The sequence below is a fragment of the Anaerococcus hydrogenalis genome, from assembly GCF_002871895.1.
GTDB lineage: Bacteria > Bacillota > Clostridia > Tissierellales > Peptoniphilaceae > Anaerococcus > Anaerococcus hydrogenalis.
The window spans coordinates 371,635-385,455 of record NZ_PNHP01000001.1 but is presented as its reverse complement, the minus strand read 5'-3'; the positions used below and the strand labels follow the sequence as shown (position 1 = coordinate 385,455).

Genomic DNA, 13,821 nt, shown 5'->3' with positions numbered 1-13,821 from the left:
ATTTTTCCTTATTAATTAAAGTCCGTTAAAATCTCCATTTTCCAATAAAAAAACACTAATTATAGGTATTAATTTATTTCTACAATTAGTGTCTTTTTTGTTTTATCCTCTGTATTTTATTGTTTTTCTTAATTCGTCCGTGTCTAGTTTGGTGTATATTCTTGTTGTTTCTAGGCTTTCGTGTCCTAATATATCGGCTAGTCTTAAAATATCATCTTTATTGTCGTGGAGATAGTTTTTTGCGAAAAGGTGTCTTATACTATGAGGGTGTAGTTTGCTTTTTTTAATTCTTGCTTGTCCTCCCAAGTATTTTAATCTCCTGAATACTGTCGCCCTGCTTATTGGTGTTTTTTGATTGCTTATTATTATACTTCCTTGATTTATATTATTTTTCTTGGCGTATTCTTTGCCTTGTTTTATTAATTTTTTTGCTAGTGGTACAATTCTGTATTTTCCTTTATTTTTTATTTCCATATATCCTTTTTTTAGTGATTCGACTGTAAAGAATTTTAATTCTGATACTCTTATTCCTGTATTTAAAAATAATTGTAACATGATCACATCTCTAGGCGTGCCTTTTGTTTTTGCTTGTTTCATTATTCGGTCATATTCTTGTTGGGTTATTGCGTTCGGTATTTCTCTAGCTTGGGTTTTTATTGGTTTTAATGTTAAGCCTTTTTTATTGTCGGGATCTTTGGAGATATATTTTATATATTTGTTTATACATATGATCTTATTATTGAGTGTTGTTTTTTTATATTGCTTTTTTTGTAAAATCTCCAAGTATGAAATTATATTTTCTTTTGTTGGTTTTTTATTTTTTAAGTAGCTTTCTAACTCTTCTGATTCTCTTTTGTATTTTTTGATTGTATTTTCTGATAGTTGGTTATTTATTAAATAATTAGTATATTCTTTTATTTTCTTTTTTTCCATTTTTCCCCCTTTTTCTTGAAAATCGCCTAAAAAAGTATTTTTATTTTTAATATGCTTTTATTATTGGTATTTCAATTTTATCATAAGTTTTTTTAAGTGAAACATAATTATATATTATGTTTCATATTTTTATGCCTTAAGGTATTAAATCATAATTCCTATGATGTTGAGATTTCAATATTTATCTATTATTTTATTTTTATTTTTTGGAGATTATAAACCTTGTTTTTGGTGATTTTTTGCTCAGACTATTTTTTTAACTTAATAATGTTTATATTTCAACGTTTAAAAGGGATATTTTTTCAAATTTTCGTTTTTTTTGCTCAAAAGTATTTTTTGAAAGTTAGAATGTTTATTTTTAAATGTTTATAAGGGTAAAATCGGTCGATTTTTGGGTTTTTGGGGTCAAAAGTATTTTTTGGGGGTTTTTGCTAGTTTTTTACCTTGTATTTTTTAAGGTTTTTTCTGTATAAAAATTATATTTTTTATTCTATGATTTTTATGTTTAGATCTTATTATTTTATTTTAAGGTATAAAAAAAGACACTCAAAACAGTTTTTTTTATTTCTGTTTCAAGTGCCTTTTTTGGTGTTATTTTATAACATCATTTCACTTTTTATTATTGTATTTCATTTCTTGAAATTTTGTCAATTTTATATTTGTAATTTCCTAGAATTTATATTTTTTATGTTATAATATTTTTGTTATCGTTCCTATACTGATATCAGTTAGGGGGTGATTCATTTGAACAACTTTCTACATTCTCTCTTAGTGTCAATCACGGGTGCTATAATTTCTCACTATATCATCAAATGGTTAGATTGCCACTATAACAATAACGATAATTAGCCTAAACAAAAAAGACGGGAGTTAGTGCCTCTCGTCTTTTTGCGTGTTCATTGAACAACTTTCTTTTCTCATGTATATTATATTATCTTTTACCTTTAAAATCAAATTTATTAATTGATATTATAAAAGCAAAAAACGGCAATTGAATTATGCCGTCTTTTATGCAAGTATGCTATATCTATTTACATGAATATATTATACATATTTGATTTTTAGTTTCAACTATTATTTTTTGGGATTTTTTCAATTAAAGATTAATAGATTTTTTCATACCTTAAATTCTTTATAATTTTAACTATATAAGCTTTTATTTGTTCTAACAATATAATTGTATTAGTTTAAATATAAAATCGCTTATATCTCAAATAAAGAAGCCTAATTTTTGTATTTTTAAATTGCTTTTAATATTCGGAGATTATTCAAGGTTTATTTTTATATTCTGCCCTTATTTCTCTTTTAAAATCTTTCATAAAATTTTTCATGCACTTTTTTTCTCTTTTTTCCCTTGCAAATAATGTCGCCCATATTTGAGGATCTTTATTATTTGCTTTTGTTGTTTTATCCACTGAAAAATTAGTAGCTTTTAGATAGCTTATTTCATTTTCTTGATAATATTGCTCTTTATATTCTTTGAATTGTCTACAGCCCTTTATTTTTATTTTTATGTTTTGCAAATTACGTCCTATTTGAGTTTTTGATAAGCCTATTTTCTTTTCTATTTCTCTATATGATAAATCATAGATATAGGCTAGTTTTATAAGTTCTATTTCTTCATCATTGAGTAAAATTTTAATATTTGAAATTATATCTTTATTTTCACATTCTTTGAATACATCTGCTTTTTCATCTTCTAGTAAATCAAGTCTGGTTACTTTTTCATCTTCTATTGACTTTAAAGATTCGTCAAGACTTGTATCAGTATTATAATCAAGTCTATATCGTGTTATTGATTTTATATAAGAAATAGCATAGGTTGAAAATGAGTACCCTTTTTCTATATTAAAGTTTTCAACTGCTTTCAATAAGGCTATAAATCCCTCTTGTTCTAGTTCTTCTTTATCGTGTATTCCTGCTATATAATAAGGTCTTATGCCTATGTATATTAAATTATAATTTTTTAGGGCTATTTGGTTTCTTAATTCTATATCTTTTGTTTTCTGATACTCTCTTAATAATTTTTCATTATCTCCATAAGCTGACAATTTGCACCCCCTAACAATTGTATTTTTAGGTTATTATGGTTTTTAGTAAAAACGGGGGTATTTATTTTTAATTATACGTCTAAGGCTTTATTTTTACATATTCATAATTATTTTACCTATACAATTATATGTCTTGATTTTTAACTTGCCTTATATCGCATTTTATGAAGTCTTTTTTTCTTGTGAAATAGCTTGTTAATTTATTTTATTGATATTTCAATGTTTTTATATTTATATGTATTTATTGATGTGATCATTAATTTTATTTATTCGCTTTTGGAGATTGTTTTAATATTTCTTTTATATTTTTTGTTCTTGTTGATTTTAAGATTTTAAAATATATAATATTATTAAATAACGCTCCTTATTTATGCTTTTTATTTTTTAAAGTATAATATTTTATGAGAAACATTATTCCTCTTATTTTTATATTTTTATGACTTCTAAATTTATATTTAGGAGTCTTTTTTTATGTAAAAAAATTAAGCATATTCCTATGCCTAATCTTTTTATCGCTATTTTATTTTATGATATACACCCTTTATTTCTCCTATTATTTTTTCATTTTGATAATCTTCTTTGGAGATTATAAGTGCTTTATCATTTTTTACTACTGCTATTATTTCACTATCTAATTTATTTGTTTGTTTAAAAAATACTATATCACCTTTTAATATATTATTAATATCTCTATCGGCTTTTATTAAGAAGTCTATACCGTCAAATATATCAAGAAAGCTTATTTTATAAAAATCATTTTTCATTGTGTTTATTTCCATAGTCTATCACCTTTCTTGTCCGTACTCTATCACATCTTCATTTATTGCTTTTAGTAATTTTAAGGTATGACTACAAGCTTGACTATACATTATATCCGTTATTGATATATTATTATAAAATTGTATTTTTAGATAAACGCCTATTTTTGTTGTGCCTATTTTCACTGTTGGAAATCCCTCACATAGAGTTATTTCATAGCCTTTTGATGTTTTTTCTCTTTTACTTCCATATAGCAATATATCTTTTCCTTGGTTTCTTATTTCTTTTAAATAAATTTCTTTGAAGTCGTCTATTATTTTAAATATTTCTTTTTGATCAACGTACATTTTAGATCTCCAATAGTTTTTCTTCTCTCATATTCATTTTATTTTCCATTATATTTTCTCTTATTTTTCCACAATGTCCCCTTGCCTCTGTAAATAACAAGTTTGTAATGTAGATATTTTCATATAATTCTATTTTTAAATATGTTCTTATTGGGCTTACTCCTATTTTTATTGTTGGTGTACCCTCACACATTACGACTTCACGTTTATTTTCTGATTTTTCTAATCTAATGCCATGATTTAACAACTCAGCACCATAGCTTGATATTTGCTTTAAGCTTATTTCTTTTATTTGGTCTATAGTTTGAAATATTGCTTTTTCTAAAGTTTCCATTTTATTTTATACCTCTTATTTTATTTTTAAATTTGGTTGGTTGGTTTATTTCGGGTATAAATTTTTATCTCTTTTGGAGAAATATTTTATATATTATTTTTTTCTATATATTCTTTTACAGCTTTTCTTATTAGTTCGGTTTTTGTTATTTTTTCCAATTTAGCAAGCTTTTTTATTTCTTTATCTAATTTTTCGTCTATTCTTATGCTATAGATATGTCTTTTCTTTTCGTTTGCTTTCATTGGTGGACGTCCTTTTTTAACTTTATCTAGTCCCATTATTTTTTCCTTTCGTGGTTTATTTTAACTTATATTTTTATTTTTTGCAATACATTTATTATATATTATCATACGTCTTTAAAATAATGAAATTACATTGTATTTACATTTTATGAATTACATTAATTCTTTTTATTTTTATTATAATTTTATCGCTAATAATGTTATAATTATCTTAGTAAAAACGGGTTATTTTATTATGAAAGGAGCATAAAAAATATAATGTTAGATAGTGTAAAAAAATTAGAAAATGATTATGATAATTTTATTAGTAATCGTGATAAGCAAATTGGAGATATTGAAGACAAGATTGATGATAATAACATAGAGATTAATAAGCTTAAAAAAAAGTTGAGTGATCCAAAAGATATTGATAGTTACCTAGATATTAATAGGGAAATTGAGAAAAAGCAAAAAGAAATTAATGATCTAAAAGTTTTAAAGTCTAATTTAAAAGCTAAAAAGTTCAATGTCAAAGCTTATGAAAAAAGTGTTATTGATGAAACAACTTCTTATTTAAAAAACAAGGAAAAAGAAGTACTAGACTTATGTAAAACTGCCGATAGTTTAAATTCTGATATTTGGGGTGTAGTTGATAAGTCTGTTAATCTTATTCATGAAATTTATAGAAATGAAACTATGACTGATAAGGGTTACTGGACTGAAAGAAATATTTCTAATGAAATTGATGACCAAACAAGATTCTTTTTGAAAGATGTTGTTGATACTTCATATTATAGAAATCATTACATGAAAGATAAGGGAGAAGATAAATGCAAGAAAACAAGAGTTCGTTTAACTTGGTAAATGATAAAAACAACGATAGTGATTTATTAAAATCTATTAATGAAAATTTAGAAATCATTGCAATGAAAGCAACGGGGAAATCAGAAGAGTATGGAATTAGAAAACTTATACGAAAATTAGATAACAATAAAAGTGAGGAAATGTCTCAAAAAGATTTATTAAATCTTTCAAAGATGTTATCTGATGAAGTAAAGGAAAAAGAAGAAGATAAAAAAATTAGTGATATGAATAAACGTTGTAATGAGAACAAAAAGGATGAATATTTTAACCACGATACTGAAGAATGGTTAAGAAATTTATAAAGAAAAATATATGCAAGAATTTTATTCAAATTTAGTTAAGGATAAACTGAAAAGATATATCTATGCCCAAGGATTTATTATAAGAGCTGATGAAAGAATTAATGAATTAATTAATAATAGTACATTAGCTTTTGATAATAACAATACACATAATGAATTGATTGGAGATAATAACCAATCAAGTATTGATGATGAAATAGATATGTTAAGGACTAACATCAAAGAGAATGAAAGTATTATTGAAGAGATTGATTGTGCCTTTAATAATATAAGTGAAGCCTATAAAGATATAACATTAGTGATCTATGGAATGCCATATAAAAGTAATAAGATACAAGCTTTAAAGGATAGATATCATTATAGCAAGGCTCACTTGTATAACATAGCTAACGATACATTGATACATCTTTCTTTGAGTTTGTTCGGTAATTATTAAATTAAAAAAATATTAATTAATAATAATTGATTAAAAATGAATAATTGTATAAAAATTTTATAAAAATATTTTTTAAAAAAATTTTTTAACGTTGAGGGGGGGATACCCCCCTCCCTCCAAGCTCGGTCGGAGTTCAGCCATCACTGTACATTTTTTATCATGCGAAAAAGTAGAATATGAAAAATTTTGGAAAAAAAATCATTTTTGTATGTGGTTTTATCGGTTCTGGTAAAACTACTTACGCAAATAAACATTATAAAACTGTTACTGACCTTGATTTTATGCCTGAATTTTCTAAGAAAAAGGATCAAATAAATCTTACTTTGAAATTATTAAAATATAATGATAAAGTATGCCATATTACTTGTTTTCCTACTGATAAAGAATTACAAGCATTTAAAAATTATGATGTAGATTTTATATTGATTGATACATCACTAAAACAAGCTAAAACTAACATATTAATTAGAAATAGGGATAGGGATACAGCGAACTTGAATAATGTACTATTAGCAAATCAAAAGTATAAATCAAAGTTTAAAGATTCTAATATCCCGTGGCGTAAAATAAGGGTATTTAATTGAAAGGGTACAAGCGTACTCTTTTTTTTATTTGATGAAATATCATCTCTAATCTGTAAAGGTTTTCATTATAGATATATTTACTTTCCTTTTTCTGGTTTCTTTAGTATGTTTCAAGACTCTATTTTACGTTTTAAGCGATTTTAATATTTAAGCCATATATTTATATTAATAAATCAATAAAGCCTATAAAATCATTAGATTATTAATTAATTTTAATATTTTAGGGTCATACTAAAAGACAAATTAGGCAAATAAAAAACACGCCTTTAATATAAGCGTGTCCTCTATATGTTTGAATGTTTGAAAATCCTATAATTTAATTATACCCTTATTTTTTTATTATTCTTCAATTAAATCTTTTTCTATTATTTTTTCATCGCCTTTTTTGTAATTATCAAACTTATCTTCAAGGTATTCAATATTTTTTCTACTGTAAAAACGATCAATTGATATTTCTATAGGGATTCTGTATTCTCTAGCTATTTTTTTAAGATAAATATTAATAGCAGTCGACAAAGATATTCCCATTTCATCACATACTATTTCAGCTTGTTTTTTGACTTGATCATCTACATTTATTTTTAATTCTGCCATAATTCACCTCTTAATTGTTATTATATCATTGTTTTTAATAAAATTAATTGGTATATAGCTTATCTTTTATTTTAAATTCAATACTTGGAGATCATATAAATAAGCAATAAAAAAGCAAGGTATAATTACCCTGCCTTTTCATACTACCATGATACAATTATTTTTAATTTGTATTTCAAATATATATTACCCTTTTTTCTTATGTATTCAAAAATAATTTTTATTTCTAACGTCCTATTTTACGTTTTAAGAGATTTTTATAGTCTAGCCATATATTTATATGCCTAAGTATATATATTTCATTCTAGGCTTATTCTGTGAAATATTTTGCCTATTGTATGCCCTAACTTAATCATTAAATTTATTTTACATAAAAAAAGAGTTGCCCAACCATTGCAACCCTTTTATTTTTATACCCGTTCTATTTTTTTATTTTTTATATATCGTATCAATCTTATTTTTTTGATCTATAGCATATTTTTTTTAATAATAAAAGTCCTCTTCTTCCTCGTCCTCCTCTTCTTCTTTGCGTTCTTTAAATTGTCTTATATCTCTTTCTAAATCATCTAAATCAGTTTGTAAACTTTTTAATTTTTCACGGCTTATTAATCTAAAAAGATTTTTTTCAGCTTGTTCTGTTTCTGCATATAAGCTTTCTGATAAGTTTGATATTGTTATTTCTAAGCTTTCAATTTTTTGAGGTTCTAAATTGCCTTTTATGTTGTTGTTTATAAAAATTAGATCTTTTAAAATTAATGTATTTATTGTAATACTTTCTAAGTCATTTCTTATAGTTTCAATAGTTATATTTTCCATGTTTACCCCTAACACTCTATTTCATCACTTAAAATCGCCTTTTTTATTTCTTGTGATTGTTTTTCTAAGCCTTTTATTTTTGTGATATCAATTTTCATGTTTAAGCCAAACATATCACAAACATAAAGATATAATTTTTCTTTGCTCGCTTCTATCCCAACGCTTGGATAACCGTCTGACAACATCATTTCTTTACCGTTATCAGTTTCAAATTTTTCCATTCCATAAATTAATATGTCTTTTCCTAATTCTTTAATATCTTTTAAGTAAATTTTGCTAAACTCTTCTAATCTTTTTATCATGTATTCTTCTTTCACTTTCATTTTCTCACACTCCTAACTGTTAAAATTTATTCGTTATTATTGCATTAACTCTCATCCAGTGATACAATAAATTTGATTGTATTACTTATTTAAAGTTTGACGCCAATTTAATTTGCTTATTTATTGGCGTCTATTTTTTTGTTTTTTTATTTCTCATTTTTGCCTACTAGTTTATTTTTATTTTTCTAACGTCTTATTTTGCGTTTTAAGAGTTTTTTATATACTATCCATAGAATTTATGCCTAAGTATATATTTTTCGTTCTAGACTTATCCTGTGAAATATTTTGCCTATTGTATGCCCTCATTGATAGCTTGGGGTTTATTTTCTATTTCTCCTTGGTCGGTAAAGATTTTTTGACTTCTTGCTAAATCATAAATAATAGTTTCTAAATCTTCCACCTCGTCTTTTATCCTATCGACTGTTATATTTATAATATAATCAAAATTCGTTCTTACATCTCTACTTAAAACTAATCTTTTTCCGTCCTCGATAGTCCCTTGTACAAATAATAAATCTTTTAAAGCTAGTACATCAGTACCTAAAGTGTCTATATTATCAGTTAAAGCCTTAATGTTATATTTTATTTCGTCCATCTTCTTATATCTCCAATCTTATTTATTTTAATTTTTATTTTTATTTGGTCGGTGGGGTGTGTTTTATTTTTTTGTGATTATTCTGTTAGCTATTAAATCATCAATCAAGTTAAATGTGTAAATAATACAATCTTTATCAATTTTCGATAAATCTTTATTGTTTAGATCCTCTCTTGTGAATTTAAAGCCACACATTCCACCGTATGAACTACAATCAATTACTAGATCATGATTTTCGGTGTTAAATCCAAACCAAAAAGAATTATAAGACAAATATTCAAAATCTTCTTTTGTGCCAAAATCTTTGCTATGACAAATTTTGACGGGTACTGTTGAGCTGTTCTCCCATAATTTGTATTTTCCTAATAGTTTTGTTTCTGGTATAAATAATTCTGGTTTTAAAACTTTATATATCATTGTTTTGCCCCTTTATCCTTGTTGATAGTCCTTTTCATTTAGCATTTTTTGAAATCTTTCTTGTCTTGCCTTGTCTGAATAACTTTGATTATTATCTTGTTCCTGATAGTCGTTGCATTTTATATTTTTAATCTCTCTATTTACAACAAATTCAACAACTCCCTCATCTAGTGGTTTTTGATTAGCTAATACCTTGTCTACATACTTAAAACTTGTTATATTTGCCTTTTGTTCGTTTTTTAAATACCAAAGTGTATATAAAATATTTTTCCAACCATGCTGATTAATAGCATTAACAACCAAATCAATATCATTTTTACTTGTGTTGTTCTTAACAAGACGATAATAATAATCTACTGTTATTTTTTCTTCATCATTGAAATTTTTGCTTATATTATTATCGTCTCTTTTCTCTATCTCTATATTTATATCTTTATCTTTATCTATATCTATCTCTGTGTTGCATTTTGTTGCATTGGTGTTGCATTGCAACGCTTGACCGTTGCTTTGCAACGCTTTTTTTCTTTCTCTACTCTCCCTAGAACGTCTTGTTGATGCCGTTTCCGAGCCAATTAACGCCGGTACTTCATTCAAAAATACATCATCATTTATCATTTCTATAAGGTCGTTTGTATTGCAAAAAGCTATGGTCATTTTTATATCATCTATTTCTTCATCAATATCTAATGCTAATTGGTGATAAATATCTTCATCAGTTCCTTCAAACTCAATAATTCCCTCGTTATTAATGCTTAAAAGTTGTAATTTTAGATATATGATTGTATAAGTATCACCACCAGCAACTTTCCTTAATTTTTTCATTTTTCGGTTATTAAAAAAATCGTCTTTTAATTTAAGCCAATAATATCTTTTATTTTTTGCCATTCATCCCCCTTTCTTTATTTTAAAATTAAATAGTTAAATAATTATCAAGCCTTTAATAAGTCTTTTTTTATGATCTCCAAATCATCAAGGCTTAAATTATATCTTTTAATTAAATAGTCGGCAGGTATTCTGCCACTAATTGTTAAATATCCGTCTTTTTGTAATTCGGCGTTTAATTCTCTCATGCACTTATAGGCTTTTGACTTATTAACATTTAATAGTTTCATTACTTGCTTAAAATTTAATAACATTTTCTTATTCCTCCATTTTTACAATTTCTTCAACTTCACAATCAAGGGCTTTAGCTAGTTTATTAATTATTCTTGGTGTAGCGTAACCACGTTGAAAAACTATCCCCAACCATTGACGGGATACTCCCATTAATTCAGCTAATTTCATATTGTTTAGGTTTTTTTCTGCCATTTTCAACTTGATATAAAATTTATTTAAGTTCATATTAGACCCTCAATTTCTCCTATATCTTCAATTTTGACTTTTAAGGCTTTTGATAATTTATTTACATAATTAAAAGTTGCGTAACCACGTTTTAGGACTACCCCCAACCATTGAGGCGATACTCCCATTAATTCGGCTAATTTCTTATTAGTTAAGTTCTTATCTGCCATTAGTTTTTTTATTTTAAAAATATTAAATTTCAATTCTAGTCCTCCATTTTTACAATTTCAATAGGTTCTACATTCAAAGCCTTGGCAAGCTTATTGACTATGTTCATACTTGCTTGTCCTCGATTGATTACGGTATTGATCCAAGTTGGAGATACTCCACATTTTTCGGATAGCTCCTTATAACTCATTTCACCAATCAAGAACTTGATATAATCTTTTTTTAATTTCATATATATACTCCTTTGTATAATTTGATATATTTAGTATATATTTATATAATTATACTGTCAAGTATTATCTTGTATATATCTTGAGTATTTTTACTTTTTTGATATAATTTAATTATAAAGGAGCGTAAATATGGGTAATACAATCAGTGAAAATCTTTCGTTTTTCAGAAGAAAAAAAGGATATACTCAAAAAGAATTGGCAAAAAAGACGGGTTTATCCGTATCTTTTATTTCACATATAGAAAATAAAGTCAGTGAGCCAAGTGATGAAAATTTAATAAAAATAGCGGATGCTTTAGACGTTTCAGTAAGTGACTTAAAAGTTGATGATAACTTAAAGAAACTTAAAAATGATGATATCGAACTAATAAAACTACTTACAAAATTAACATCAAATTCTAAAATAAGTTGGAAATTAGAGCATAGTAGCAATTATAGAAGTGTACTAGTTACAAATATTAATGATGTAAATTATAATTTAAGATATTCAAGTAATAGGAATGGTGATGTATATTTTATAGTTTTAAATATTGATAGCGATCTTGTTAAGACACCTATATCAATTAGAAGTGATGTAAATAATAATTATGATTATTTATTTGAGTTGGTTCAATCTATAAATAATTTAGAGCGTAATCAATATCCGATTTTTAAGTTTTTAAAAGATCTTGAAAAATTAGACGAATAACCATGCCAGCATATAAAGACAAAGACAGTAAAAAATGGTTGTGTAAATTTTATTACCAAGACGGAAACGGAAATAAAAGACAAAAAAAGAAAATGGGTTTTGATACAAAAAAACAAGCTTTAGAATATGAAAGAGAATATCTTTTAAAGCGTCAAGGTCAACCTACTATGTTATTATCTAGCTTTATAAACCTATATGAAACTGACCAATTCCCACAATTAAGACAAAACAGTATAAGGACTAAAGGTTCAAGGTATAAAAAAATTATGGAGACTTTTCCCGATATGCCTTTGAATGAAATATCTCCAAGAGATATTAAAGCTTGGCAGAATAAACTTATTAGACTTGACCACTCTAATGGATATATAAAAGCTTTACAAACAGAATTTTCAATACTTTTAAATCATGCAGTTAGATTTTATGGACTTCCTAAAAATCCTATTCACATGGTTAAGCTTGCAAAAAATCCTAACTACATACCTCCTAAAATGCGATATCGGACGTTTGAAGAATTTAGACAAGTATATCATCAAATAGACAATATAAAGTCAAAAACAGCTTTAAATTTGCTTTATTTTACGGGTATGAGAAAAGGCGAACTTGACGCCCTAACACGGGAAAAAATAGACTTTGAAAATAAAACTATATTGATTGATAGATCATTACAAAGATTAAAGGGTAAAGATGTAGTTACACAAACGAAAACTTATGAAAGTCGTAAAATAAGCCTACCTAATACAACATTAGAAACACTTGGAGATTATAAAAATCATTGCTACAACATCAACAAAGAAGATAGAGTTTTCCAATGGGAAAAAAGATATGTTGAAAATGGTATAAAACAAGGTGTAGAAAAAGCCAATCAAGAAATTAAAGAATATAATAAAAGTCATGAAGATAAAAAGCCATTGATTAAAAGAATACACGTTCACGGATTGAGACATTCACACGCTAGTTATTTGATAAACCATAATATAAATATTGTATTAATTTCAAAAAGGTTAGGTCATAAAAACACATCAATCACCCTTGATACTTATAGCCACTTTTTCCCTATTGCTGAAAGTAAAATGATTGATGTAATGAATAATGAAAAGCTATAAAAAAAGGTACTAAAAAGGTACTAAAAATCTTAAAACTATATAAATTTAGTGGATTTTAAGGGAGATTAAAAAATAAAGATATTGAATTTTCAACGTTGTAAATTATAATAAACCGTCTTTCTGTCTCCCGTCATCTCCACCATACATATTATAAGCCTTTATTTTTCAAGGTTTTGTTTTTTTGTGATAACAAATTGATAACATTAATTTTAAAAGTTATTTTCATAATATTATTTTCAATATAAAAAAAGACACTCAAAACAATTTTTTTTATTTTTGTTTCAAATGTCTTGATATTTAATTTTACTTTTCATATAAATTATATTTTCTTTCATTTTTAAATCATTTTTATATCTTAAAATTTATAATTAGTTCAACATTATAAGAATTATTTCCTATAAAACAATCTTTATTCATTTAACTCATTATTTTCTATAAGATTAGCCTTCCCACTCTTATATTCATTAAATTTTTCTTCAAGATAGGTAATATTCTCCTTACTGTAAAATAGGTCCTTTGATACATCAAATGGTATTTTATTCTCTCTTGCTCTTTTTTTAAAAAAAATAATTATAGCATTTTCTAATGAAATTTCTATATCATTACATACCGATTCCGCTTGTTTTTTTACTTTGTCATCCACTATCAATCTTATTTGTTTCATATTACAACCTATTGATTATTATATTCTTACAGTCATTATAATATAAAAC

General features: G+C 25.4%; 23 protein-coding genes. 6 read left to right on the top strand and 17 right to left on the bottom strand.

Annotation, left to right across the window (positions count from 1 at the left end; genetic code table 11):
• Positions 1 to 102: 102 nt before the first annotated feature.
• From CJ192_RS01890 to CJ192_RS01870, 6 genes are all read right to left on the bottom strand, one after another.
• On the bottom strand, positions 103 to 933 hold the full coding sequence (locus tag CJ192_RS01890; protein WP_102197559.1) for a tyrosine-type recombinase/integrase: 831 nt from the start codon (positions 931 to 933) through the stop codon (positions 103 to 105).
• 1,268 nt (positions 934 to 2,201) lie between these two features.
• Positions 2,202 to 2,984, bottom strand: coding sequence for a sigma-70 family RNA polymerase sigma factor (locus tag CJ192_RS01885; protein WP_180960874.1), 783 nt, complete (start codon positions 2,982 to 2,984; stop codon positions 2,202 to 2,204).
• 515 nt (positions 2,985 to 3,499) lie between these two features.
• Positions 3,500 to 3,763, bottom strand: a complete 264-nt coding sequence (locus CJ192_RS09180; RefSeq protein WP_146001765.1) for a hypothetical protein — start codon at positions 3,761 to 3,763, stop codon at positions 3,500 to 3,502.
• A 6-nt stretch (positions 3,764 to 3,769) separates the two neighbouring features.
• Positions 3,770 to 4,090, bottom strand: a complete 321-nt coding sequence (locus CJ192_RS01880) for a hypothetical protein (RefSeq protein WP_040397288.1) — start codon at positions 4,088 to 4,090, stop codon at positions 3,770 to 3,772.
• Position 4,091: 1 nt separating this feature from the next.
• Positions 4,092 to 4,424, bottom strand: coding sequence for a hypothetical protein (locus CJ192_RS01875; protein ID WP_102197557.1), 333 nt, complete (start codon positions 4,422 to 4,424; stop codon positions 4,092 to 4,094).
• A gap of 86 nt (positions 4,425 to 4,510) precedes the next feature.
• Positions 4,511 to 4,702, bottom strand: a complete 192-nt coding sequence (locus CJ192_RS01870) for a ribbon-helix-helix domain-containing protein (RefSeq protein WP_219721363.1) — start codon at positions 4,700 to 4,702, stop codon at positions 4,511 to 4,513.
• Between the two features lie 222 nt (positions 4,703 to 4,924).
• On the opposite strand from CJ192_RS01870, the gene CJ192_RS01865 reads away from it, so the two are divergent.
• From CJ192_RS01865 to CJ192_RS01850, 4 genes are all read left to right on the top strand, one after another.
• Positions 4,925 to 5,509, top strand: a complete 585-nt coding sequence (locus tag CJ192_RS01865; protein ID WP_102197556.1) for a hypothetical protein — start codon at positions 4,925 to 4,927, stop codon at positions 5,507 to 5,509.
• Entirely contained in the window at positions 5,476 to 5,811 is a 336-nt protein-coding gene (locus tag CJ192_RS01860) for a hypothetical protein (protein WP_102197555.1), read from the top strand. Before CJ192_RS01865 ends, CJ192_RS01860 begins: the two co-directional genes overlap by 34 nt.
• A gap of 10 nt (positions 5,812 to 5,821) precedes the next feature.
• On the top strand, positions 5,822 to 6,247 hold the full coding sequence (locus tag CJ192_RS01855) for a hypothetical protein (protein WP_102197554.1): 426 nt from the start codon (positions 5,822 to 5,824) through the stop codon (positions 6,245 to 6,247).
• 176 nt (positions 6,248 to 6,423) lie between these two features.
• The gene (locus tag CJ192_RS01850) at positions 6,424 to 6,831 is read left to right on the top strand and encodes a hypothetical protein (protein WP_102197553.1); all 408 of its coding nucleotides are present in this window, start codon (positions 6,424 to 6,426) and stop codon (positions 6,829 to 6,831) included.
• A gap of 339 nt (positions 6,832 to 7,170) precedes the next feature.
• On the opposite strand, the gene CJ192_RS01845 is transcribed toward CJ192_RS01850, so the two are convergent.
• From CJ192_RS01845 to CJ192_RS01800, 10 genes are all read right to left on the bottom strand, one after another.
• Positions 7,171 to 7,425: a type II toxin-antitoxin system RelB/DinJ family antitoxin gene (locus CJ192_RS01845; protein WP_102197552.1), complete on the bottom strand. Its 255-nt coding sequence runs from the start codon at positions 7,423 to 7,425 to the stop codon at positions 7,171 to 7,173.
• Positions 7,426 to 7,908: 483 nt separating this feature from the next.
• Positions 7,909 to 8,241: a hypothetical protein gene (locus CJ192_RS01840; RefSeq protein ID WP_102197551.1), complete on the bottom strand. Its 333-nt coding sequence runs from the start codon at positions 8,239 to 8,241 to the stop codon at positions 7,909 to 7,911.
• 8 nt (positions 8,242 to 8,249) lie between these two features.
• Complete coding sequence (locus CJ192_RS01835; RefSeq protein WP_102197550.1) at positions 8,250 to 8,564, bottom strand: hypothetical protein; 315 nt, start codon at positions 8,562 to 8,564, stop codon at positions 8,250 to 8,252.
• A 289-nt stretch (positions 8,565 to 8,853) separates the two neighbouring features.
• Positions 8,854 to 9,159, bottom strand: coding sequence for a hypothetical protein (locus CJ192_RS01830; protein ID WP_102197549.1), 306 nt, complete (start codon positions 9,157 to 9,159; stop codon positions 8,854 to 8,856).
• 63 nt (positions 9,160 to 9,222) lie between these two features.
• Entirely contained in the window at positions 9,223 to 9,576 is a 354-nt protein-coding gene (locus CJ192_RS01825) for a hypothetical protein (RefSeq protein WP_102197548.1), read from the bottom strand.
• A gap of 12 nt (positions 9,577 to 9,588) precedes the next feature.
• Positions 9,589 to 10,461 (bottom strand): phage replisome organizer N-terminal domain-containing protein, encoded by an 873-nt coding sequence (locus CJ192_RS01820; RefSeq protein WP_102197547.1) that lies wholly within the window; start codon positions 10,459 to 10,461, stop codon positions 9,589 to 9,591.
• A gap of 44 nt (positions 10,462 to 10,505) precedes the next feature.
• Complete coding sequence (locus CJ192_RS01815; protein WP_102197546.1) at positions 10,506 to 10,712, bottom strand: transcriptional regulator; 207 nt, start codon at positions 10,710 to 10,712, stop codon at positions 10,506 to 10,508.
• Between the two features lie 4 nt (positions 10,713 to 10,716).
• On the bottom strand, positions 10,717 to 10,884 hold the full coding sequence (locus CJ192_RS01810) for a helix-turn-helix domain-containing protein (protein WP_244897265.1): 168 nt from the start codon (positions 10,882 to 10,884) through the stop codon (positions 10,717 to 10,719).
• A 29-nt stretch (positions 10,885 to 10,913) separates the two neighbouring features.
• Complete coding sequence (locus CJ192_RS01805; RefSeq protein WP_102197544.1) at positions 10,914 to 11,120, bottom strand: helix-turn-helix domain-containing protein; 207 nt, start codon at positions 11,118 to 11,120, stop codon at positions 10,914 to 10,916.
• A 2-nt stretch (positions 11,121 to 11,122) separates the two neighbouring features.
• Positions 11,123 to 11,317 carry a helix-turn-helix domain-containing protein gene (locus CJ192_RS01800; RefSeq protein ID WP_102197543.1) on the bottom strand — a complete coding sequence of 65 codons (195 nt, stop codon included), beginning with the start codon at positions 11,315 to 11,317 and terminating at the stop codon, positions 11,123 to 11,125.
• 130 nt (positions 11,318 to 11,447) lie between these two features.
• Here CJ192_RS01800 and CJ192_RS01795 point away from each other — a divergent pair, with 130 nt between their 5' ends.
• Together CJ192_RS01795 and CJ192_RS01790 are read left to right on the top strand one after the other, a co-directional pair.
• Positions 11,448 to 12,005 carry a helix-turn-helix domain-containing protein gene (locus CJ192_RS01795; RefSeq protein ID WP_102197542.1) on the top strand — a complete coding sequence of 186 codons (558 nt, stop codon included), beginning with the start codon at positions 11,448 to 11,450 and terminating at the stop codon, positions 12,003 to 12,005.
• Positions 12,006 to 12,007: 2 nt separating this feature from the next.
• Positions 12,008 to 13,108 (top strand): tyrosine-type recombinase/integrase, encoded by a 1,101-nt coding sequence (locus CJ192_RS01790; protein ID WP_102197541.1) that lies wholly within the window; start codon positions 12,008 to 12,010, stop codon positions 13,106 to 13,108.
• A 409-nt stretch (positions 13,109 to 13,517) separates the two neighbouring features.
• Here CJ192_RS01790 and CJ192_RS01785 read toward each other — a convergent pair whose 3' ends face one another.
• On the bottom strand, positions 13,518 to 13,772 hold the full coding sequence (locus CJ192_RS01785) for a type II toxin-antitoxin system RelB/DinJ family antitoxin (protein WP_102197540.1): 255 nt from the start codon (positions 13,770 to 13,772) through the stop codon (positions 13,518 to 13,520).
• Between the last annotated feature and the right edge of the window lie 49 nt (positions 13,773 to 13,821).